The sequence below is a fragment of the Pseudomonas sp. FME51 genome, from assembly GCF_014897305.1.
Genome location: NZ_JABUYN010000016.1, coordinates 1 through 22,271 on the forward strand (window position 1 = coordinate 1; position 22,271 = coordinate 22,271).

24 protein-coding genes and 1 tRNA gene are annotated in these 22,271 nt (G+C 56.1%); 15 read left to right on the forward strand and 10 right to left on the reverse strand.

What is annotated here, in order from left to right; genetic code table 11:
* Positions 1-190: 190 nt before the first annotated feature.
* Positions 191-709: a hypothetical protein gene (locus INT39_RS20105; protein WP_193075822.1), complete on the forward strand. Its 519-nt coding sequence runs from the start codon at positions 191-193 to the stop codon at positions 707-709.
* Positions 710-776: 67 nt separating this feature from the next.
* Here INT39_RS20105 and cls read toward each other — a convergent pair whose 3' ends face one another.
* The 6 genes from cls to INT39_RS20135 form a co-directional block, all read right to left on the reverse strand.
* Entirely contained in the window at positions 777-2,216 is a 1,440-nt protein-coding gene (cls, locus tag INT39_RS20110) for a cardiolipin synthase (RefSeq protein WP_193075759.1), read from the reverse strand.
* Between the two features lie 26 nt (positions 2,217-2,242).
* Positions 2,243-2,578: a TusE/DsrC/DsvC family sulfur relay protein gene (locus INT39_RS20115; RefSeq protein WP_413468956.1), complete on the reverse strand. Its 336-nt coding sequence runs from the start codon at positions 2,576-2,578 to the stop codon at positions 2,243-2,245.
* Positions 2,575-2,874 carry a sulfurtransferase complex subunit TusB gene (tusB, locus tag INT39_RS20120; RefSeq protein WP_226944935.1) on the reverse strand — a complete coding sequence of 100 codons (300 nt, stop codon included), beginning with the start codon at positions 2,872-2,874 and terminating at the stop codon, positions 2,575-2,577. The genes INT39_RS20115 and tusB overlap by 4 nt, the downstream gene beginning before the upstream one ends.
* A gap of 22 nt (positions 2,875-2,896) precedes the next feature.
* Positions 2,897-3,250, reverse strand: coding sequence for a sulfurtransferase complex subunit TusC (tusC, locus tag INT39_RS20125; RefSeq protein WP_193075760.1), 354 nt, complete (start codon positions 3,248-3,250; stop codon positions 2,897-2,899).
* Between the two features lies 1 nt (position 3,251).
* Positions 3,252-3,641 (reverse strand): sulfurtransferase complex subunit TusD, encoded by a 390-nt coding sequence (tusD, locus tag INT39_RS20130; protein WP_193075761.1) that lies wholly within the window; start codon positions 3,639-3,641, stop codon positions 3,252-3,254.
* Between the two features lie 74 nt (positions 3,642-3,715).
* Positions 3,716-4,378: a Bax inhibitor-1/YccA family protein gene (locus tag INT39_RS20135; RefSeq protein ID WP_193075825.1), complete on the reverse strand. Its 663-nt coding sequence runs from the start codon at positions 4,376-4,378 to the stop codon at positions 3,716-3,718.
* Positions 4,379-4,540: 162 nt separating this feature from the next.
* Here INT39_RS20135 and INT39_RS20140 point away from each other — a divergent pair.
* The 7 genes from INT39_RS20140 (at position 4,541) to INT39_RS20170 (ending at position 10,310) form a co-directional block, all read left to right on the forward strand.
* Positions 4,541-4,630: transfer RNA gene (locus INT39_RS20140), tRNA-Ser, on the forward strand.
* Between the two features lie 496 nt (positions 4,631-5,126).
* Positions 5,127-5,279 carry a carboxymuconolactone decarboxylase family protein gene (locus INT39_RS23055; RefSeq protein WP_226944936.1) on the forward strand — a complete coding sequence of 51 codons (153 nt, stop codon included), beginning with the start codon at positions 5,127-5,129 and terminating at the stop codon, positions 5,277-5,279.
* Positions 5,280-5,848: 569 nt separating this feature from the next.
* Positions 5,849-6,700 carry a phosphonate ABC transporter ATP-binding protein gene (gene phnC, locus INT39_RS20150; RefSeq protein ID WP_193075762.1) on the forward strand — a complete coding sequence of 284 codons (852 nt, stop codon included), beginning with the start codon at positions 5,849-5,851 and terminating at the stop codon, positions 6,698-6,700.
* Positions 6,697-7,557, forward strand: a complete 861-nt coding sequence (gene phnD / locus INT39_RS20155; protein WP_193075763.1) for a phosphate/phosphite/phosphonate ABC transporter substrate-binding protein — start codon at positions 6,697-6,699, stop codon at positions 7,555-7,557. Before phnC ends, phnD begins: the two co-directional genes overlap by 4 nt.
* 9 nt (positions 7,558-7,566) lie before the next feature.
* A complete protein-coding gene (gene phnE / locus INT39_RS20160) occupies positions 7,567-8,394 on the forward strand; it encodes a phosphonate ABC transporter, permease protein PhnE (RefSeq protein ID WP_193075764.1) in 828 nt (275 codons plus the stop codon).
* 9 nt (positions 8,395-8,403) lie between these two features.
* Positions 8,404-9,414 carry a phosphonate dehydrogenase gene (locus INT39_RS20165; protein ID WP_193075765.1) on the forward strand — a complete coding sequence of 337 codons (1,011 nt, stop codon included), beginning with the start codon at positions 8,404-8,406 and terminating at the stop codon, positions 9,412-9,414.
* Positions 9,408-10,310, forward strand: coding sequence for a LysR family transcriptional regulator (locus INT39_RS20170; protein ID WP_193075766.1), 903 nt, complete (start codon positions 9,408-9,410; stop codon positions 10,308-10,310). The genes INT39_RS20165 and INT39_RS20170 overlap by 7 nt, the downstream gene beginning before the upstream one ends.
* A 153-nt stretch (positions 10,311-10,463) precedes the next feature.
* Here the strand turns inward: INT39_RS20170 and INT39_RS22735 are convergent, their stop codons facing one another.
* Positions 10,464-10,598 carry a hypothetical protein gene (locus INT39_RS22735; RefSeq protein ID WP_264299125.1) on the reverse strand — a complete coding sequence of 45 codons (135 nt, stop codon included), beginning with the start codon at positions 10,596-10,598 and terminating at the stop codon, positions 10,464-10,466.
* A 186-nt stretch (positions 10,599-10,784) separates the two neighbouring features.
* Here INT39_RS22735 and INT39_RS20175 point away from each other — a divergent pair, with 186 nt between their 5' ends.
* The 4 genes from INT39_RS20175 (at position 10,785) to INT39_RS20185 (ending at position 13,493) form a co-directional block, all read left to right on the forward strand.
* Entirely contained in the window at positions 10,785-10,997 is a 213-nt protein-coding gene (locus INT39_RS20175; RefSeq protein WP_193075767.1) for a hypothetical protein, read from the forward strand.
* Between the two features lie 61 nt (positions 10,998-11,058).
* Positions 11,059-11,190: a hypothetical protein gene (locus INT39_RS22740; protein WP_264299124.1), complete on the forward strand. Its 132-nt coding sequence runs from the start codon at positions 11,059-11,061 to the stop codon at positions 11,188-11,190.
* A gap of 248 nt (positions 11,191-11,438) precedes the next feature.
* Entirely contained in the window at positions 11,439-11,705 is a 267-nt protein-coding gene (locus INT39_RS20180) for a DUF4212 domain-containing protein (protein WP_193075768.1), read from the forward strand.
* A gap of 18 nt (positions 11,706-11,723) precedes the next feature.
* Positions 11,724-13,493 carry a sodium:solute symporter family protein gene (locus tag INT39_RS20185; protein WP_193075769.1) on the forward strand — a complete coding sequence of 590 codons (1,770 nt, stop codon included), beginning with the start codon at positions 11,724-11,726 and terminating at the stop codon, positions 13,491-13,493.
* Positions 13,494-13,567: 74 nt separating this feature from the next.
* On the opposite strand, the gene INT39_RS20190 is transcribed toward INT39_RS20185, so the two are convergent.
* The 3 genes from INT39_RS20190 to INT39_RS20200 form a co-directional block, all read right to left on the reverse strand.
* Positions 13,568-14,842, reverse strand: coding sequence for an OmpP1/FadL family transporter (locus INT39_RS20190; protein WP_319021399.1), 1,275 nt, complete (start codon positions 14,840-14,842; stop codon positions 13,568-13,570).
* Positions 14,843-15,020: 178 nt separating this feature from the next.
* A complete protein-coding gene (locus tag INT39_RS20195) occupies positions 15,021-15,737 on the reverse strand; it encodes a 3'-5' exonuclease (RefSeq protein WP_319021397.1) in 717 nt (238 codons plus the stop codon).
* Positions 15,734-17,668, reverse strand: coding sequence for a putative nucleotidyltransferase substrate binding domain-containing protein (locus INT39_RS20200; RefSeq protein ID WP_193075771.1), 1,935 nt, complete (start codon positions 17,666-17,668; stop codon positions 15,734-15,736). The genes INT39_RS20195 and INT39_RS20200 overlap by 4 nt, the downstream gene beginning before the upstream one ends.
* 92 nt (positions 17,669-17,760) lie before the next feature.
* On the opposite strand from INT39_RS20200, the gene INT39_RS20205 reads away from it, so the two are divergent.
* The 3 genes from INT39_RS20205 (at position 17,761) to uvrC (ending at position 22,248) form a co-directional block, all read left to right on the forward strand.
* Complete coding sequence (locus tag INT39_RS20205; protein WP_193075772.1) at positions 17,761-19,674, forward strand: acetate--CoA ligase; 1,914 nt, start codon at positions 17,761-17,763, stop codon at positions 19,672-19,674.
* 97 nt (positions 19,675-19,771) lie between these two features.
* Positions 19,772-20,422, forward strand: a complete 651-nt coding sequence (uvrY, locus tag INT39_RS20210; RefSeq protein WP_193075773.1) for a UvrY/SirA/GacA family response regulator transcription factor — start codon at positions 19,772-19,774, stop codon at positions 20,420-20,422.
* A complete protein-coding gene (gene uvrC, locus INT39_RS20215) occupies positions 20,419-22,248 on the forward strand; it encodes an excinuclease ABC subunit UvrC (RefSeq protein ID WP_193075774.1) in 1,830 nt (609 codons plus the stop codon). The genes uvrY and uvrC overlap by 4 nt, the downstream gene beginning before the upstream one ends.
* The last annotated feature ends 23 nt before the right edge of the window (positions 22,249-22,271 follow it).

The window sequence follows — 22,271 nt, forward strand, 5'->3', positions numbered from 1 at the left end:
TCGCCGATGGTAGTGTGGGGTTTCCCCATGTGAGAGTAGGTCATCGTCAAGCGCTTAATAGAAAAACCCCGCCATCTGGCGGGGTTTTTTTATGGCTAGATTTTGCTTATGCCACCCGTTTAGCCTTTGTCCTGAACTTGTGCATACGGTCTGCCTCAAAGGCATGAGAACCGGTATGGGCTTATCCTCTATGATTATTACTCCTCAAACTCCGCCATCTCCGTTGTGTGACACCGACATGAAGATGTTCGTGTCACCCAAGGATCGACTCGATTTCTACCGCAGAGAGATCCATAGCGAGGCTGATAATCTGTCAGCTCGTACCAATGCCTATTTAACGGCTCAGTCATTTCTGGTCATTGCCTATGCATCTTCGATGGCCAACACGAATGCAGAATGGGGACCCATATTTACTTTGGTTGTACCGCCGATGCTTGCGCTGTTTGGCATATTGAGTTCGATTAACGCATGGCCAGGTATTCGTGCGGCTTGCGATATTATCGATCACTGGCATGGAAAGCAGACTGACTTGCTTAACTGCGAACCTGCCACTGGACCGGTATATGATGATGCGCCCTTATTTTCGAGCTGGGAGTCTACGTACCAAGGGCAAAGCAAGGCGCTCATGTTCTCTAAACGTACGCCGTGGTTGTTTTCAGGGTTTTGGGTGTTTCTCGGTATCTTTGCGTTAGCTATTCAGCTTCCGTGACGGGGGCTTAGCAGTATTGCACTGCCAAGCCGCTAATGAAGGAGCATCACAGATAATATGCTGAACGTTACAGAAGGGGGCTCATGAAAAACATGAGCCGCTCCAGAACTCTGGATGCTTTGCCTCGTTGAGCCCAACGCTCGACCTGCAGAAGCTCGCTGCTGGCCTCATAACTGCGTAACAGTGCACCTATGGTCGCACAGCTCTCTGGTGCGAACAGCGCAACAGTGAGCTCGAAATTGAGCTGAAAGCTGCGAATGTCTAAATTGACGCTGCCGACCAAAGCCAGCTTGTCATCTATCAGAATCGCTTTGGTGTGAAGCAGGCCTCCATCAAACAGCAGAATCTGCACCCCTGACTCAAGCAAAACATCAAAATAGGAGCGACTCGCCCAACCCACCATCAGCGAGTCGTTCTTGCGCGGCAGCAGTAATTTCACATCTACCCCGCGATTGGCTGCCTGGCACAGGGCATCAAGTACAGCCTCTGAAGGCACGAAGTAGGGGGTGCTTATGACGATGTTGTGATTGGCGCGGTAAATGCTGGCCAGAACTGTCTGATTGATAAGGTTACCCAGGCCGGGCCCGGAGGGGATGATCGACAACCAATGGTTCGGCTGACTGGTGGGCTCGGCAAGAGAGGGGAAGCATCGTTCTCCCGTTTCCACTTCCCAATCCCAGGCGAAGACCTTTGCCAGTCCAGCCGCGGCCTCACCTTCCAGACGCAGCATCATGTCGATCCATTGTCCGACCCGTGCTTCCTGTTTGAAATGAGCCGGATCGGCCATATTCATCGAGCCTGTGTAGGCGACCCGGTCATCAATCACGATCAGTTTTCGGTGTAAACGCAAGTCTATTCGATGTGCCAATGCGCGGAACAAGCGGACGGGCAGGGCGGGAACCACCTGGATACCGGCTTGCGTCAGGGAGGTACGCGAGATCGAACGAAAAAAGCGGCGGCTACCGGCATGATCGATCAATAGTTTCACATTGATACCACGCATACTGGCTGCGATCAGTTCGCGAGCGAGTTCATCAACCAGTCCACCGGGGTGCCAAATGTAAGTTTCCAGAACGACGCTGTGCCTAGCGTTGCGGATATCCTCAATCAGACGTTCGAAGATGTGCTCCGGCGTACTCAGTACCTCTAGCCCTTCATAATTGAGTGCGCCGATACCTACTTGAGTGGTCATCAACCGATTGACTGCGAGGCTCAGTTCGCCGCCCGGCAGTGGATAGCTATTGTCCTGAAACTGGGTGGTGAGATTGGTCAGATAGGGCTCGACCATTGCGCTTGAGCGCGCCGCACGCCTGCGTCCCAGGTTCAGCTCACCAATCAGAAGATACAGCGCCGCCCCCAAAATAGGCAGGATGTAGATGACGAGCAACCAGGCTAGAGTCACGCTTACCGGTCGGCGCAAGGCAATGATGCGAATGGTGACTGACGCAGTCAGCAGCCAATAAAAGCCCGCGATGGTCCAGCCGATAATGCTATGCAGATAATCCATGGCGGCCCGTGAACGATATTATTGATTTAGAGGCAGTTATCCGGTTTTGGTAATCCTGCCAGCTTACTGGCTAGCTTGGCAGGGCTGCCGGGAAACAACGATAGCAGGTATAGGCTGGTACCCTTGTCCTTACCCAACTCCTGCCCGATATACTTTACCAGTGGGCGCATGGCGGGCGACAGCTGGTATTGAGTATGGAATCGACGCAGAGCATGGATAATCTCGAAATGAGCAACGCTCAATGTCAGGCCTTCATGCTCTGCCAAAGCTATAGCCACATCGTCAGACCAATCTGCCAGATTGACCAGAAAACCATCCTTGTCCAGATCGATGTTTCGACCGTTTGCCTGCAGCCGCATCACCAGCTCACGACCTTTGTATGTTCTGTACACAAATCCACCATCATCGGGTAACCGATCACCTTGATGCGGGAGGGTAAGTCATCCAGCGCAAGACCGCGGGCCTGCAGATCCGGCTCTAATGTATACATATTGATGCTCCCTGGTAGATAGTCCAGTGCGGCGCGCCCCGATGTGCCTGGAAGCAGGCCGTATACAGCGTCCTCGATCAATAGCAACCCTTGGTTGGGGTTGATTGCGCGCAGACAACTGGCGAACCGAGAGTCCGAATGGGGTGAATGACGCAGGATGTGTAGCATGGTAATCATCCCTTTATGCAGCTCAGAGCGTAAGGATCTGCTCGTAATGTTCAAGTAGGGTGGCGATCTCAGCATTGTTCACTGGGCGCGCCTCCAATGTGCATTGGTTCGTCTGCAATCCTCGTTCGCCGAGAGAGTGCTGACATACCAGAATATCCTCCACACCAAACAGCGGCAGCGCTTGAAGGCTGGCAGCCAGCGACTTCTGACCTATCTGTCCGGCATCCTGCCCGCGCATCAGCTGGAATACCCCGTCATCCATAAATAGAATGCCGCACGGCACCCCAAACGCGGCTGCGGCCAGTGCAACATCCAGAGCTTCGCGTGCCGAATGTCGGGCTGGTGGATGGCGACTGATGATCAACAGGCTTTTCATGTCAGGTTCCAAAAGTCACGGCCCGATCGGCTGTCTGTAAGGCATCTATCCACTGGCCCAGCCCCGAAAGCACCCAAGGGGCAGCAGTATTCGCTGCGGGACGGGCCCAGCGAGTAGACTCCGCTTCGTCGAGAATGCCACGCCGCAGGGCGGCAGCAATGCAGACCACTGCATCCAGCTGATGATCAGTGATGAACTGCCGCCACTCCGCAGCGATATCCTGCTCGTCCTGTGGTTGCACACTCAGTTGGGAAGCCAGCTGCACCGCATCTCGATAGAAGAACAAGCGACTGATCTGGTGGCCCGATGCGAGCACGGCACGAGCAAATTCGAGAGCGCTCCGGGCCGCCGGGTCTTGGGGGCCGGCTAGCAGGGCAATGGCAAAATTCATGAAGTCGACTCAGATGAAAACAAAAAGGGGCCCGCCAAATGACGAGCCCCCTGAGTATAACCAAAACCGCGGGATCAGTCGTTGCTGAAGATACCGAGCAGCTGCAGCAGGCTCAGGAACAGATTGTAGATCGACACGAATAGAGTAATGGTCGCCATGATGTAGTTATCTTCACCACCATGGATGATGGCGCTGGTCTGATACAGGATCACCGCTGAAGAAAAGAGCACGAAGCCAGCAGAAATTGCCAGCTGCAGACCGCTCATCTGGAAGAAAAAGCTCGCGACCACGGCACCCAGCAGAACAATGAAGCCGGCCATGATGAAGCCGGACAGGAAACTGAAGTCCTTCCGGGTCAGAATCGCATAGGCGGACAAGCCGAAAAACACCAGCGCGGTCAGGCCCAAGGCCATGGTGACCAGTTGCCCGCCGTTGGGCAGGGATAGATACGCATTCAGAATAGGCCCGAGGGTATAGCCCAGAAAACCGGTAAAGACGAAGGTACTGACCAAGCCCCAAGCAGAGTTGCGTAACTTGGAGGTCAGGAACAGCAGACCATAGAAACCGACCAGCGTAATGATCAGGCCCGGGTGGGGCAGGTTCAGGCTCATAGAGGTGAATGCGACCAGAGCACTGAAGGCCAAGGTCATGGCGAGCAGCGTATAGGTGTTGCGGAACAGCTTGCTGACCTCGACCTCACTTACCCCAGTGTGCTGCAGTGTATTGCGTTCTTGCATTTGCATGGTTCATTGGCTCCAGTAGTTACACGGACAATCCTTCTTCTTCAGCGATCATACCTGTTAACTCGTGTCGAACAACACCGGCGAGTTCGAAAAACGTTAACTGATGTGTCTTTATCCATTGACTGCGCTCGAGTTTCCGGTAGTATTGCCCGCCGTGGAGGGATGGCAGAGCGGTTGAATGCACCGGTCTTGAAAACCGGCGAAGGTGAAAGCCTTCCCAGGGTTCGAATCCCTGTCCCTCCGCCACTTCATGTCCTCAAAGCCCCGTACTCCGGGGCTTTGTTGTTTTTGGTTTTCTTGCCCCCCTTGTTCCCCCATTTCAGTAGCGCGTGCGGCGGTTGTACATCGTTCCGCGATTCTGATCGCTGCACCGTATATCCAGATACACAAGTCTGTCACGCCGGGGCACGGGTTCGAGCCCCGTCCGCTTCGCCATATAACTCAAGGGTTTACAGCGTTTGCGCTGTGAACCCTTTTTTATTTTCGGCGCCTGTATCCTGCTGGTGTCCTAAAAATCAAGCTCTAGCATGTTGCGGTAATTTTACGAACGGTTGGTGTTGAGATAGCTAACGAGGCCGGAGAGTGCTCCGCTATACCCTTGAATGATAAGGCCACTCTGTCGACGAGCTTTCGGATAATTTTGCCGAGTTGGTGCTGGGGCTTGCCTTTGCCGACGTGGTGGCGCGTCCGGGCATCGACTTTCGCACCCGTGAAATGCTCACAGTCAGCCGCGCTGATGGCAATGGGGAGCGCACCCGGACAGCTCGAGGTTCACATTCGGGCGGCGCTGAATATCGGTGTCCGCCGGGAAGAAATCATTGAAATCCTGCTCCAGATCGCCTTCTATGCCGATGTGCCGATGTGCCGATGTGCCTGTTTGCATGAATGGCATTAATGCTGCTCGCAAGGCATTCGCGTCAAACTTATAATCAGGGCTGTAATTGCGGAGGTGGGGTGGCTGCCGTTGCATGGGTATCGATCGATTATTGCCGGACGTTACAGGCAATAATCGGCCAATAGCGGCCCGTTGTAACAAACAATGTCCAAGTCTTTTAGCGATTCTGGCGCCGCGAGTGTCGCTATTTCCTACGTGAAACTTTTAGCCAAATGAGCCCTCGATTCGCATTGTGGCGAACGACCTTGGCTACTATTCAGGGAGTCGCCCTGTCTCTCGTCCATTCAAAGTGAATCAGCGGCACTGATTGCAGTGCCGATACCTTTTTACCTGAAGGATCGGGAACCAGGCACTCGCCGCTCGCCAAGTCCGCACGATCGCAAAAACTATCCCTTTCCTGATTTTGGATGGCTTTTCATTGGTGGTATCTGCCGTGGGAGGTAAATCCTCAATAGCTCTACTTGTTATCCGAATTGTCACTTCAGCGTCACGCCACGGTCATTGAATTACCTTAGCGTTGAATTCTGATTCGCAATAAAGCGGGTCGTAACATTGCTAAAGGTGATCATATGGCACCGAAACATGTGACGAACTCTGTTCTCAGGGTAGAAGGGTTGGGCGTTACCTATCCTGGGGGCGTTGTGGCGCTGCGTTCGACTTCCGTGAGTTTTGCTCACGGCGAATTCACTGTGCTGCTGGGTTTGTCCGGTGCGGGCAAGTCAACCTTGTTACGCACACTCAACCATCTAGTACAGCCGTCCAGCGGGCGGGTGGTATCCAGCGAATTTGGGCCGCTTGATGCGCGAATTGGCCTACGTAACCACCGGCGCAAGACCGCTATGGTATTTCAGCATCATCAGCTGATCCTACGTCACACGGCGCTGGCTAACGTGCTAACGGGCCGGCTGGCCTATCACAGTACGTGGCGCAGTCTGTTCCCCTTGCCCCGGAATGACCTTGATCTGGCTCTGCATTGTCTCGACCGCGTGGGTTTGGCCGACAAGGCACTGATGCGCGTCGATCAACTCTCCGGCGGGCAGCAGCAACGGGTGGGCATTGCCCGCGCACTAGCCCAGGAACCTAGCATGATTCTGGCCGATGAGCCCGTTGCCAGTCTGGACCCGGCCACCTCGGAAATAGTGTTGTCGTTACTCAAGCGTATCTGCCAGGAAGATGGCATCACTGCCGTGGTGTCTCTGCATCAACTTGAATATGCCCAGCGTTTTGCCGACCGCATTATCGGACTGGCCAACTCCCATATCGTTTTTGATGGCGCAGCGGGTGAATTGAATGAGGCCCAGCTTGCGCGCATCTACGCGGCTCCTGAAAAGGCCAACACCCAGGCAGCTGACGCCTGCCCTGGAAATGCGAACCCTGCCCCCCACCTTAACTCTGTTACAGAACTGGAGATTGCTCAATGAAACTGCTTAACAAAATAGTGCTGGCTGCAGGTCTTTTTATCGCAGGAGCGAGTTCCACGATGGCTGCGGATGCCAATCCGGACACCCTCAAGGTGGCACTGCTGCCCGATGAAAACGCCTCGGAGCTGATCAAGCGCAACCAGCCGCTGAAAGACTACCTTGAAAGCACGCTGGACAAGAAGGTTCAGTTGATTGTCACCACGGACTACTCGTCCATGATCGAGGCGATGCGTTTTGGCCGGATTGATCTGGCCTATTTCGGTCCCTTGTCCTACGTCCTGGCGAAGAGCAAAAGTGAAATCGAGCCTTTTGCCGCAATGCTTGTTGATGGCAAGCCTACCTACCGTTCTGTATTGATCGCCAACGTTGATTCGGGAGTGGAATCCTACGCGGACCTGAAAGACAAGAAGATGGTCTACGGCGACCGTGCTTCAACCTCCAGTCACCTGATCCCCAAAACGGTGCTGGTGGAGGCTGGGTTGAAAGCCGACGAAGACTATCAGCAACATTTTGTGGGCAGCCATGATGCGGTTGCGGTGAACGTAGCCAATGGCAATGCCGACGCTGGTGGGCTGTCAGAGGTGATCTTTAAGCACGTATTAGAGACTGGTCTGATCGACCCGGCCAAGGTCAAGGCGCTGGGTTACAGCGGAGAGTACCCGCAATACCCCTGGGCCATGCGCTCGAATCTCGACGCCGATCTCAAGGCCAGCATCAAGAACGCTTTTGTCAATCTGGACGATCCGAGCGTTTTAGAGAGCTTCAAGGCCGAGGGTTTTGCTCCGATCGAGAACGCCGATTACGACATCATCCGCGATATGGGTAGCCTGCTTGGGCTCGATTTCGCCACCATGTAAGGAGCGGTTATGAGCGTTCATTCGAGCGTTGCGTTGACAGAGACGGTTGATCGCCAACAGGTGCTGACTGATTATGGTCGGGGCTGGAAGCGCAAGCTGGCACAAGCCGCTGCGGTTCTCGGTGTGGTGCTGGTTGCCAGCTGGTATGTGAATTTATTGGACTTTGACACCCTAGCCCAGGGTGTGCCGGCCATTCTGACCCTGGCCGGAGAGTCCTTTCCTCCTGATTTCAGTAATGCGGCAAACTGGTTTTCGCCATTGATCGATACCTTGGCGATGAGCATCGCGGGAACTGCAATTGCTGTCAGCCTGTCTTTGCCGCTGGCGTTTCTGGCGGCGCGCAACACGTCGCCGCATCCGGTGGTGTTTCAGTTGACGCGGGTTGTGCTGAACGGACTGCGGTCGGTGCCCGAGCTGATCATGGGCATCATCTTTGTAGCGGCGGTTGGTTTTGGGGCCTTGCCAGGCGTGCTGGCGCTCGGGCTGCATTCAATTGGCATGGTCGGCAAGTTTTTTGCCGAAGCCATAGAGCATGTGGATGAAGCGCCAGTGGAAGCCGCTCGGGCTGCTGGCGCCACGCGACTGCAGGTGCTTTTCCATGCCGTATTGCCTCAGGTCCTGCCGCAGTTTGCGGATGTTTCAATCTACCGCTGGGAATACAACTTCCGCGCTTCCACAGTGATGGGCATGGTCGGCGCTGGGGGGATCGGCTTTGAGCTGATGGGCTCTTTGCGAATCATGCAATACCAGGAAGTGCTCGCGATCTTGCTAGTCATACTGCTGATGGTAACGCTGGTGGATGCACTTAGCGGCTTTCTGCGCAAATCATTCAAGTAAGAGCTGAATATGAAACCACGTGTCGTAATAACCCATAAAGTGCATGACGAAACCCTTCAGTTACTCGCTCCGCATTGCGAGTTGATAACCAACCAAACTACCGAGACGCTGCCCCGGGCTGAGGTGTTGCGCCGGGTTAGCAGTGCGCAGGCTATGATGGCGTTCATGCCAGACCGTATCGACGCTGATTTTCTCGATGCTTGCCCGCAACTCAAGGTTGTCGGCGCGGCGCTGAAAGGGTTCGACAATTTTGATGTGCAGGCCTGTACGCAACGGGATGTATGGCTGACCTTTGTACCGGACCTCCTTACCGTGCCAACGGCCGAACTGACCGTTGGGCTGACTATCGGATTGGTGAGGCAGATCAAAGCCGCTGATGAGTATGTCAGGTCGGGTGATTTTCAGGGTTGGACGCCGCAGTTCTATGGGTTGGGCATAGAGGGATCGACTGTAGGCATCGTCGGTATGGGAGCGATCGGCAAAGCGCTGGCGCAACGGCTTAAGGGCTGGGGCGCACGAGTCCAGTACAGTGAGCCGCAGGCGTTGGGCTCTGATGAAGAGGCTGCGTTAGGCATTGAATTCTGTTCGCTTGAAGCGCTGCTGGAAACATCCGATATCGTAATCCTGGCGCTGGCACTCAATTCCTACACCCTGCATACGATCAATGCGAGTCGCCTTGCTCTAATGAAGGCGGGTGCGTTTCTGGTTAATCCCTGCAGGGGCTCGGTGGCGGATGAACAGGCGGTGTTGGACGCATTGCGCAGTGGCCACTTGGGAGGATATGCGGCGGATGTATTTGAAATGGAGGACTGGGCCAGGGATGAGCGGCCGCGCACGATCAACGCGGATTTGCTGGCGCATCCGAATACATTGTTCAGTGCGCACATAGGCTCGGCGGTCAGCCGGGTGCGCATGGCAATCGAGCGCAGGGCTGCAGAAAATATACTGCAGGTGCTGCGGGGTGATATACCGCAAGACGCTGCCAATCGGCTTGCCAAGGTTGGAGAGCTTGCATGCTGAATCTGGTCTGGCTCAAGACGCTGGTCGCCTTGTTTCAGTACAGGAATTTCCAGACCACCGCAGACCGGCTGGGTATTGCCCAGCCGACGGTGACGCAACATGTCCAGAAGCTGGAGGAGCAACTTCAGGTGGGGCTGGTTGTGCGCGGGCGCGCTGGTTGTCAGCCAACGCCCGAGGCGCTGCTGCTGTTGCCTTTTGCCGAAAGCATGTTGAAGCTGAATGATCGTGCAGTGCGTGCAATCAAGGGTCGGGACCTGCGCGTGGGAGCAAGTTCGAATATCGGCATCTATATGCTGCCGCCCTATGTGCGCTCGTTCGTTACCGCAGAGTACAACCCTGATCTAGAGCTGGTAATCGGTAGCAATCCAGCTATTGCGCAGAAGTTGGGGAATGCAGAGCTGGATGTGGCCGTCATGGAGTGGTGGCAGCCTCAAACCGGCTTTCAGGTCCGAAGTTGGAGAAAGGAGCCGCTGGTGCTGATAGTGCCTCCGACGCACTCCTATGCGGAACTTTATGAGGTGGGCCCAGAGCATCTGGCTGGTATGGAACTGATTGGGGGGGAGTCTGGCACCGGTACGGGCCGGCTGCTGGATCGTTATTTTGCTGATAAAAGCGCCATCCCCGGAGTGTCAATGCAACTGGGTAGTACGGAAGCGGTTAAGCAGGCAGTCAAAGCGGGGCTGGGGGTTTCGCTGGTGCTGGCTTCCGCCGTAACAGAAGAGGTTCGGTCAGGCAGTTTGCGTGCCGTTCCGTTCAGCGGGGCGGGTCTGGATAAGGAGCTGATGGTCGTCTGGCGTGAAAACCCGGCTAAATCGGATCAGCTGCCGGGTTTTGTCAGTCACTTGCTTAATGGGTCGGAAGTTAGCTCCTGCACATTGGCAACACCTGAGCTGTGATAACGTCTGGCCTTGTGCCTCAGGGGCGAGTTTCCTTAATGATGTCAGTCTTGACGGATAACAACTGAACCAAGCATTCCAAGGCAAATGAGGGTAGCTATGTCGCGAGTGCTTAGGTTAAATCCGAAGTTAGGCATCCTGGTCAACCATAGGTCACGTAGTCCTCAAAGCTGGTGCGCAATAGGCAGCCCAGTCAGTCATCAGGGCGCGGCGCTTCTCGAACAGGTCGCCCCGTCTATAAGCCGCTTCGACTGCGTTGCCCAGACTATGCGCCAACGCCTGATTCATAAAGGCGGACTGATCCTCCGCCACTTCATCCTCAAAGCCCCGTACTCCGGGGCTTTGTTGTTTCTGGCGCGCACCTCATATCAATTACGACCCGCTCCTGCCCCAAACGCAAAACAAATCTGCACTTACCCTCGCATGCTCGGTCATACCCAAGGCAACACTTTCAACCATTAGAAGGAGTTCCTTATGCGACTGACGTACTTGTTGGTTCCTGCTTTTGCTTTGATGCTGGCTGGCTGTGGACCGGATGATAATGATCGCATCGACGAAGAGAATGCCATGCCGCCTGCGGCGGAGCCGCAGAATAATATGGGACAGCCCGCTGATGGAGCTGATGGAGCTGGTGGCGCCGATATGAACACGACGCCTCCTGCGAACGGAGCGGGCACCACTCAGTAATTGACAAGCCCTCCGGAGTCTTAACCCCGGAGGGCTCGGTGCTCCTTCGCAGGAAGTGTAGATGGGCAAAGCTGATAGCCCATTCCGCGGGTGTGATGTCGTCTTCGGGGTTTCTCTCTGGGTTGGCACCTCTATTTTGATATTTATCTTCGCCTCCTACTGGTGGCTGCTGATCGACAATCAGCGTTCATAGCTTGATTACACGGCCACGCAGCCGGGCGGGTGGACGATATTTTCGCACGGGCAGATGAAGCCTTGTACCGAGCGAAAAAAGAGGGACGCCACCGGGGCGTGATGGCCTGGCCTCGGTAAATTTTTCTGGCTTCCCTGAAAGGTGCCAGATGGCGCTTTTTTCATATTTATACCAAAGTCGTAGTCTCGTTTTGCCCAACCTAGTGCTAGTTTTAAGCTGCAATATAAAAACAACAATAGGAGGCAGTCATGTCTTTATCCAAAGAAGACGCAGCACGAGCTTACTGGAAGGAGAACCTACGGTTGATGATCACCTTGTTGATCATCTGGTTCGTCGTATCCTTCTGCGCTGGCATTCTGTTCGTAGATGTACTCAATCAAATCCAGTTTTTCGGTTTTCCGCTTGGTTTCTGGTTTGCCCAGCAAGGCGCTATCTATGGCTTCCTGGTGCTGATCCTGATCTACGTGCTGAAGATGAACAAACTTGATCGCAAGTACGACCTCCACGAAGAATAACAACCAGGAGCCTTGCATATGGAAACCCAAACGCTGATCTATCTGATGGTGGGCGCCACTTTTGCGCTGTATATCGGCATCGCGATCTGGACCCGGGCTGGCAGTACCAGTGAGTATTACGTCGCCAGCAAAGGCGTTCATCCCATCGCCAATGGCATGGCAACCGGGGCTGACTGGATGTCGGCGGCCTCCTTCATCTCCATGGCGGGTATCATCTCGTTCACCGGGTACGACGGCAGCGTGTACCTGATGGGCTGGACTGGCGGCTATGTGCTGCTGGCGATGTGTCTGGCTCCCTACCTGCGCAAATTCGGCAGGTACACGGTGCCGGAGTTCGTCGGTACTCGTTACTACTCCCAGGCGGCACGGGTGGTGGCGGTGATCTGCGTGATCTTCATCTCCTTCACCTATGTGGCGGGGCAAATGCGCGGGGTGGGTATCGTCTTCTCCCGTTATCTGGAGATCGATATCAACATGGGCGTCATAATCGGTATGGTCATCGTGTTCTTCTACTCCGTGCTGGGCGGGATGAAGGGCATCACTTACACGCAGGTGGCGCAGTATTGCGTGATGATCTTTGCCTATATGGTCCCGGCTATCTACATTTCCATCCTGATCACGGGCAACCCCATTCCGCAGTTCGGCTTTGGCGACACCGTTAGCGGGACTGATATTTCGGTACTGGACCGTCTCAATGGATTGGGTGCTGAGCTCGGTTTCACTTCATATACGGATGGCACCAAGTCGACCATTGACGTGTTTGCCATCACCATGGCATTGATGGTCGGGACGGCGGGGCTGCCCCATGTAATCGTCCGGTTCTTCACCACCCCGACTGTTCGTGATGCCCGTAAATCAGCAGGTTACGCCTTGCTGTTCATTGCGATTCTATATACTACTGCACCAGCTGTTGCTGCCTTTGCTCGTATCAATCTGTTAACCAACGTGCCTGATGTGTCATACCAGGAAGCGCCGGAATGGATCAAGACCTGGGAAAGCGCTGGACTTATCGCGTGGCAGGACAAGAATGGTGACGGTGTCATCCAGTATGGTGCGGGTGCGCCCTTTACCGGTTCTCCTCAGTTTACTGACGAGCGCGGTACGAATGGGGAGCGGCTGATCAGCAATGCGCCGACCGCGGCGGAAACCGAGTTGTACGTGGACCGTGACATCATCGTTCTGGCCAACCCCGAGATTGCCAACCTGCCAGGTTGGGTAGTGGCGCTGATTGCCGCTGGCGGTCTGGCAGCAGCGCTTTCCACTGCGGCGGGTCTGTTGCTGGTTATCTCGACCTCGATATCCCATGACTTGCTCAAGAGTAACTTCAAGAAAGATATCAGTGAGAAACATGAGCTGCTTGCAGCGCGGGTTGCAGCTGGGGTTGCGGTGGTTATCGCCGGTCTGTTCGGCATCTATCCGCCGGCCTTCGTAGCGCAGGTGGTAGCCTTTGCCTTCGGTCTGGCGGCAGCATCCTTCTTCCCGGTCATCGTCATGGGTATCTTCTCGAAGAGGATGAACAAGGAAGGTGCAATTGCGGGTATGGCGGTTGGCCTGGCTTTCACCTTCAGCTATATCGTGTTCTTCAAGTTCATCAGTCCTGAGCTGGATAATGCTGAGCACTGGTGGTTCGGTATTTCACCGGAAGGCATTGGTACGCTGGGGATGATCCTCAACTTCGTCGTGTCGGTCGCCGTTGCCTCGGTTACCAAGGCGCCACCGGAGCATATCCAGCACCTGATCGAGGATATCCGTGTGCCGCGTGGGGCAGGGGGTGCGATTGATCACTGAGCGGTGATGGTGTGAAACGAGAAGGCCCCGATTGATTCAACCGGGGCCTTTTTTCGTTGCGCAGGACCGTGAGGTCAGAACCGGTGGGTCAGCTGCACGCCGGCGCCGTGGGCGCTGTTGCGGTATTCGGCGGCGTACTGAGTACCTGTTGCATGATTGGTCTGGTTGACCCGTCCTTTGCTTTCGCGCAGATAGGAGTAGGCGAAGTCCATGGTCCAGTCGCGGTTGATATTCCAGCCTGCGCCGAGAGATACGATCTTGCGGTTGCTTACAGGGATACGCACGGTGCGGTCAGCGTTATTCGTGGGAGACTCGTCCAGAGTGAAACCACCACGTACTACCCAAGCAGGGTTGATCTGATAGGCGAGGCCGATGGCATAGGACCAAGAATTCTCCCAGTTCAACTCTTCGCCAACGCTGTCGTACGCACCGCCGAGCGCCGGATGCATGCCTTCGTTAACCGCTTCGATTTCCTTCAGCTGGCTCCAACGGGTCCAGGTCGCCCCTGCGTACAGAGTCCACTTGTCGTTCGCTGCATAGGTGATGGAAGTGTCAACCGATTCAGGTGAGGTGAAATCCAGCGTGGCGTCATATTCGCCACCAAGCGGGGCGGGGAAGCCGGCGAAGCGAGTGCGGCCTTCGAGCTCGTAATCCACTTTCGAGTGATAGGTGAGACCCCAGGCCAGGCGATCGGTCACGTCGACCAGTACGCCCAGATTGAAACCGTAACCGATATCGTCCCCTTTGATATTGATTGTCTCGTCGGAGCCTGTGACCGCCAAAGGCTGGCTGGTTAGCTTGCCCTCAATCTTGTTAATAGTCGGACCAAAACCAATGGCGATGCGATCGTTGATGCGATAGCTCAGTGTCGGCTGCAAGGTCATTACTTGAACCTTGCTGTACAGCCCCAGATCCCGACCCTGCGAAGACTTTTCATAATCGCTGATCACACCGAACGGAACATAAAAGCCAAGGCCGAAATGCCACTTGTCATTGAGGGGGCGCACATAATAGGCGAAGGGAACAGCCGCCTCGGGGGCGATATCACCTTCGTTAGTGCCTTGGACCAGATTGGTGCCAGTTGCAGGGTTTGTACTGGCAGCGTTGATATCAGTGCTCGCCTTAATCGCCGCAAAACCACCACTGATCTCCACGCGCTCCAGGCGCGACATGCCCGCCGGGTTACCAAACACAGTGCTGGCGTCCAGCGCGGAGGAGGAACGGCCAGCGAAACCGGTACCCATACTGCTGATGCTCTGCTCATTGATGGCCAAGCCGTTTGCCATCAGCTGGCAAGAGGCGGTAGCAACGGCTATGGCTAAGGTTGTTTTGAACCAGGCGTGTTTGATCATCCAGGTACTCCTGTTGAGCTTTTTGATTGTTGAACTTGTTGACGCCGCGGAAACTAGCAGGAAAAAACTTGCGGCGCCACGCTGCATACGCTGGTTTTCAGGTAATTCGCGTTAAGAAACGTAAATTTCAACGAAATTGATGGAAGACTGATCAGTCAGTCTGCGCCCGAGTGGTCTAGAATCCACTGGAGCGGACATGGCTGAGTCGCCGCCAGAGCGCCAGCCGGTTGTTGAGTTCTGCCAATGTGGTAGTGCCTTGCTTAGTGGCCCGGTTGAGCAAGATGAGTAGAATCTCCGCAGTGGCCTGGGCATCGGCGGCGGCATTGTGCCGCTCGCTGTTGGCCAGATGAAAATGGTTCTGCCAATCATCCAGCGTCGAGCATTGTTTCGCAGCTTCCGGAAACAGCATCGGCGCCAATTCGGCAACGTCCATAAAACGATGTTGCAGCCGGTAATTCAGATCCTGGCGCAAGCCGCGGCGCAGCATCCGCTGGTCAAAGCCGGCATGAAAAGCCAGAAAAACACAACGGCCAGAAAATTCCAATAGCCCCAGAAAGGCCTCATCGGCCGGGACCCCGGCATTAACCTCGCCGGGAGTGATCTCATGCAACAAAGTGGCCTGGCTGGCATGATGGGTTGGACGAAACACAGTGCATTCGAACTGATCCGCCATGCTCAGGATGCCTGCGTCTATGGCAACAGCCCCGATGGAGAGTATCTCGTCACGTTGGAAGTCCAGACCACTGGTTTCCAGATCGAGCACCACCAGGCGTGCCCGGTTCAATGCTGTACTATCGATGGGTTGTGGTGCCGACAAGGCTTCCCGCCGCTCAACGCTGTTTTGTGACAGCACGGCCGGTCGAGACCGATGGAACAGACTGCGTAGATTCACAATTGATATCTCAAGGCGAGACTGGACTGCAGACGCTGGGCCTGGCGAAAGGATTCGCGGAGAATCCGGCGGTCCAGGTGGTTCAAGGTATCAGGTGCCAGACGATTGGAAAACGGCAAATGCTCACGTTCCTGACGCTGATGTTGCCGCATTCGCACCAGCTGGATGAACTGATAGGCCTCTACATAGGCATCCGCATCCAGTACATCAATTACCCCCTGCTGTTTCAATTGCTCCAGACGGCGCAGGGTACCCGTTTCGCTGATGCCATTAGCCAGCGCCAGCACGCGTGCACCATCGACAAAGGGCGTCAGGCCTTGGGTTTTCAGATCCAACGTGTCTTTTTCGTGGCCACTGCGCGATACCACGAAGTCCCGAAACATGCCGATGGGCGGGCGATTGGCCAAAGCATTGCGCGCCAACAAATGTTGGAAAGTGCTATTGCTCGCAACCATATCCAGCACGGACTCGAATAAGGTCATGGCACCATGCGACTCACCCCAGACGACCCGGAAATCGAAGAAGATGGATGATGCCAGCAGGTTCTCGGGGGTGGTCGACTGTATGTAGCGCGAGAAGCGGCTGTGCCACTCGCTGCGCGACAGGCACAACTCGGGATTACCCGCCATGATGTTGCCTTTGCATAATGTGAAACCACATTCAGCTAACGCCTGGTTGATCCGCTGCGCCAGCGGCAGCAGGCGTTGGCGGTAGGCATTGGCCTGCTCGGCATTATCGGCTTCGAACAGAATGCCATTGTCCTGATCGGTCAGCAGCGTCTGCTCGCGGCGGGCCTCGCTGCCGAAGCATAACCAGGTGAAGGGAATACCCGGATCGCCATGCTGGCGCTGGCACAGTTCGATAACGCGGCAGACGGTGTGGTCGTTGAGTAAGGTGATGATGTCGGTGACCTGAGCGGCAGAGGCGCCGTGCGCCAGCATGCTGTCGACCAGGCGGTGGATATCATGCCGCAGGGCTACCAGGCTGGAGACGCTCTCGGCCTGGCTGATAGTGCGTGCCAGATGGACCAGGTCGACGCGCTGCAAGGCGAACAGGTCGCGTTCGGATACCACACCCACCAGCCGTCCTTTATCTACCACACAAAGGTGCGCAATGTGCTCGCGGGTCATGCTGATGGCCGCGTCAAAGGCGCTCGCGGAGGAGGCTAGGTATAAGGGTGATTTGGTCATCACTTCGGATATGGCCTGATGCAGGTCCGTTTGCCCCTGCGCAACGATGCGCCGCAGGTCGCGCAGCGTGAAGATACCCACCGGCGCCGCCTGCGCGTCAATAATCACGATGCTGCCGACGCTGGCCTCATGCATGCTCTTCACGGCGGCGCCAATGGCGGTGCCTGGCGAGCATGTAACCGGGTCGCGTATGGCAATCTTTGCCAGTACGGTATCCAGCGAATAGTGAGCGCTAACGGCTTCCGCTGCTTCACGCTGCACCTGCAGGTTGACCTGCTCCAGCAGGCTGCTGACACCGCGCAGCGCAAAATTCCGGAACACTGGTGACATACCGAGCAGCTGGCTGAAATCCGCATGCGGCAACAAAAGACAGAAGGTGTCCTCCCCGGCGATATGATCGGTGCGAGTGGGCCGATCGCCGATGAGCGCGGCCAACGGAAAGCATTCGCCGACGCTGATCTCGAATGTGGTCGCGCGCGACTCCTGGCCGGAGAGCAAACGCTCTCCGCGAACGCGCCCCTGTTTGACGATATGAAAGTGCTGTACGGGGCCTTCAGTGGGGCGAATGATGACATCACCTTCAGCATAGAAACGCAGCTCGCAGTGTTCGACCAGCCAGGCGAGGTGATGGGTTTCCATCTGGTTGAATGGCGGGTAAGCAAGCAGAAAGGTCATGGTGCCGTGGATGTTCTGTTTTACAGCCGTTTTGCCAATCTGGTCGAGCGAGTCGTCTCTGCTCATAAGCGCCTCTGAAAGGGAGATCTCAACCGTAAGTCTAGTTTCGTTTCGGGCTGGCTGAGCTAATCTGATGACATAACAATAAGGAGGCAAGCATGTCCACTTCTCTTGGCTACAGCAACGCCCGACACCACGCCGCGCGTCATCCCGATGTGTTCTGGGCCGATCAGGCAGCTCTGCTCAAATGGCACACGCCGCCGACCATCACCTGCAAGCCAAGTGCGGTAGCCGACGGGGTGGTTGAGTGGTTTCCTGATGGACGGCTGAATACCTCCTGGCTGGCGCTGGACGCGCATATCGAAGACGGCCGTGGCGAGCAGACAGCGATAATCTATGACTCGCCCGTCACCTCAAGCAAGCAGCGTATCAGCTACAGTCAGCTGCATGAACAGGTCACTCTGTGCGCAGGCATGCTGCGCGCCCTGCAGGTGAAGCAGGGCGACAGGGTCATTATCTATATGCCCATGGTGCCCGAGGCGATTGTGGCGATGCTGGCCTGCGCGCGCATCGGTGCAGTGCACTGCGTGGTATTCGGCGGCTTCGCAGCCAATGAGCTGGCAGTGCGTATCGATGATGCTCAGGCGGACATCATTCTCACCGCGTCCTGTGGGATAGAGGTCGACCGGATCATTGAATACAAACCTTTGGTAGATCAGGCCATTAGTCGCGCCGCCCACCAGGTCCGCCATTGCGTGATACTGCAACGCCCGCAGGCGAATGCTTATCTACAGCCTGGTCGGGACCTGGACTGGGCGCAGCAGATAAGCAGGGCCACACCGGCTGACGCCGTACCGGTCGCTGCAACCGACCCGCTGTACATCCTGTATACCTCTGGCACTACCGGCAAGCCCAAAGGCGTGGTGCGCGATCATGGTGGTCATGCCGTAGCAATGCGCTACAGCATGGCAATGGTATACGGCATGCTGCCGGGGGAAGTGTTCTGGGCTGCATCGGATGTCGGTTGGGTCGTTGGTCATTCCTACATTGTGTACGGCCCGTTGCTGGCCGGTTGCACCACTGTCATGTTCGAAGGCAAGCCAGTGCGAACGCCGGATGCTGGCGCGGTATGGCGGGTATGTGCGGAATATGGGGTCAAGGCGTTGTTCACGGCGCCTACGGCTTTCCGGGCGATTCGTAAGGAGGATCCTCAGGCAGAACTGGCCAAGCAATACGACCTGAGTCGCCTGGAGCGCCTATATCTGGCTGGTGAGCGTCTCGATCCGCCGACCTGGGCCTGGCTGGAAGAGCACATCCAGCGTCCGGTACTCGATCACTGGTGGCAGACGGAAACCGGCTGGGCGATTGTTGCCAACCCGGTGGGTTACGGTCTTGAAGAAACCCGCCCCGGCTCAGCGACCTTTCCGATGCCAGGCTATCAATTGGGTATTCTTGATGACGAAGGGCGGCCGGTGGCGCCTGGCACCCAAGGTAATATCGTCATACAACTACCGCTGCCTCCCGGCTGCCTGACAACCATCTGGGGAGATCCGCAACGTTTCCATGATGGATACCTCAGCCAGTTCCCGGGATATTACCAGACCGGCGATGCGGGCTATGTAGATACAGATGGTTATGTATTCGTCATGGGACGTACCGATGACATTATCAACGTGGCCGGGCACCGCCTTTCCACCGGCGAAATGGAGGAGGTGCTGGGTTCCCATTCAGCTGTCGCCGAATGCGCGGTTATCAGTGTGCCGGATGCGATCAAGGGTGAGTTGCCGGTAGGTCTGGTGGTGTTGAAGAATGGTATTGAGCTGGAGCAGGCGCAGTTGAATGCGCAATTGGCAGCGTTGTTGCGCGATGAGATCGGCGCTTTGGCGTGTTATCAGCGCACTCTGGTGGTCAGCCGGTTGCCAAAAACCCGTTCGGGCAAGATCCTGCGGCGTATTCTGCGGCAGATGGTACGGGGCGAGGACTGGGTGGTGCCGTCCACTATTGATGACCCCGGCTGCCTGGATGAATTGGCGGCGCTGCTGGATAAATCTGGACCCGTAGCCCCAGGTTGACGTTTCACAATAATCACCGATTTGCTATCTTGGCGCGGTTGCGAGATGTTGCTTGGCTATCAAACAGCTCTCGCTGTGTTCATGAAAGGGGTAGACGGTGATCAAGGTATTGGTGGTGGACGATCATGACCTGGTGCGTATGGGCATCACCCGCATGCTCGGTGACGTGCCCGGTCTGTCCATTGTTGGCGAAGCCGACAGTGGCGAATCGGCAATCACCCAAGCGCGTGCGTTGAAGCCCGATGTAGTGCTGATGGATGTGCGCATGCCGGGCATTGGCGGCCTGGAAGCGACCCGCAAGCTTCTGCAGCATGACCGCAGTATCAGAGTCATCGCCGTAACCGCCTGTGATGAAGAGCCCTTTCCGACCCGGCTGATGCAGGCCGGTGCTGCAGGGTATGTCACCAAGGGGGCTGCCTTGGAAGAAATGGTCAGTGCCATTCGCAAGGTGGCGATCGGTCAGCGACACATCAGCCCGGACATTGCTCAGCTGTTGCTGGCGCGGATGTACGATCCAAGTGATGCTGGTCCTTTTGATAGCCTGTCAGAGCGGGAAATGCAGATTGCCTTGATGATTGTCGGTTGTGAGAAAGTGCAGAGCATTTCCGACAAGCTCCACCTCAGCCCCAAAACAGTAAACACCTACCGCTACCGTATCTTTGAAAAGCTCAACATCACCAGTGATGTGGAGTTGACGCTGCTGGCCGTGCGTCACGGCATGATCGACGCATCATTCAACCAGGTATGAGCTCAGAGGTTTTTAACGCCGCAGCCTTCCTGGCGGCGGTCACCGGCAAACCTGGTGTCTATCGAATGTTCGACGCCGCGGGCGAACTGCTCTATGTCGGCAAGGCGAACAATCTCAAGAAACGGCTATCCAGCTACTTTCGTCCGACCGGCTTGAGTCCCAAGACGGCCGCGCTGGTGTCGCGCATCGGCTATATAGACACCACGGTGACGGCCAATGAGACCGAGGCCTTGCTGCTCGAGCAGAGCCTGATCAAGGGATCGCGGCCGCCGTACAACATCCTGCTGCGCGACGATAAATCCTACCCCTACGTTTATCTCTCAAGCCTGGATACCTACCCACGACTCGGGCTGCATCGGGGTGCCAAGAAGGCCAAAGGACGGTACTTCGGCCCTTATCCCAGCGCCGGGGCAATCCGCGAGAGCCTGAGCCTACTGCAGAAGACCTTCAAGGTGCGTCAGTGTGAAGAAAGCTATTTTCGCAATCGTACCCGGCCTTGCCTGCAATACCAGATCAAGCGCTGTAAGGCGCCCTGTGTCGGCTTTGTCAGCGAAGAGGAATATGCTGAGGACATTCGTCACTCGGTCATGTTTCTGGAAGGCCGCAGCAATGCGCTGACGGATGAATTGACCCGCACCATGGAAACCGCAGCGCAGAATCTGGAGTTCGAGCGAGCTGCAGAGGTACGTGATCAGATCGGCCAGTTGCGGCGAGTGCAGGACCAGCAGCATATCGATACCGAATCCGGCAACGTCGACGTCGTCGCCGCTGCGGTCATGCCGGGTGGCGCCTGTGTTCATGTGATCATGGTTAGGCAGGGCAGGGTACTCGGCAGTCGCAATCACTTCCCGCGGGTTCCTATCGAGCAGACGTCCGGCGAGGTGCTGGCGGCATTCCTGCCGCAGTACTACCTCGGCACGGGGGAGCGGGAGCTGCCCAAAGAGATCATCGTCAACGCCGCGCATGAGGATCTGCCGGTCATCGCCGATGCGCTGGCGCTGGCGCGCGGCCATGCAGTTGCCTTCACTCACCGGGTGCGCGGCACGCGCAGCCGCTGGCAGAGCATGGCGGTCACCAACGCCGAACAGGCGCTGACCTCCATGCTCGGCAACCGGCAGAACATTCAGGCGCGCTTCGAAGCTCTTCAGGAGGCGCTCGAGCTGGATGAAATGCCCACCCGCCTGGAATGCTACGACATCAGCCACACCAGCGGCGAATCGACCGTGGCTTCCTGCGTCGTGTTTGGTCCGGAAGGCCCGCTGAAAAGCGATTATCGGCGCTATAACATCGAGGGCGTTACTGCCGGAGATGACTACGCAGCTATGCAGCAGGCATTGATGCGCCGGTTTGCCAAGTTGCGCGAGGGTGAAGGCAAGATGCCGGATATCCTGATAGTCGACGGCGGTAAAGGTCAGATGAAGATGGCCCGCGAAGTACTTCAGGAGCTGGCCATCCATGACCTGATCCTACTCGGTGTGGCCAAGGGCGTTACCCGAAAGGCGGGTATGGAAACCCTGTATCTGAATGATCCGCACAATGAGCTGGTACTGCCGGGCCACTCGCCAGCACTGCATCTGATCCAACACATCCGTGACGAAGCTCACCGTTTTGCCATCACGGGTCATCGTCAGCGCCGTGGCAAGACACGTAATACATCCACCCTGGAGGGCATCCCTGGTGTCGGCCCGACACGGCGCAGGGAGTTACTGAAACACTTCGGTGGACTGCAGGAGCTGACGCGCGCCAGTGCCGTGGAAATCGCCAAAGCGCCCGGCATCAGCAAAAAACTGGCAGAACAGATATATACTGCCTTACATAGCGACTAGAATGCTGTCAAAGCCCGTTCACA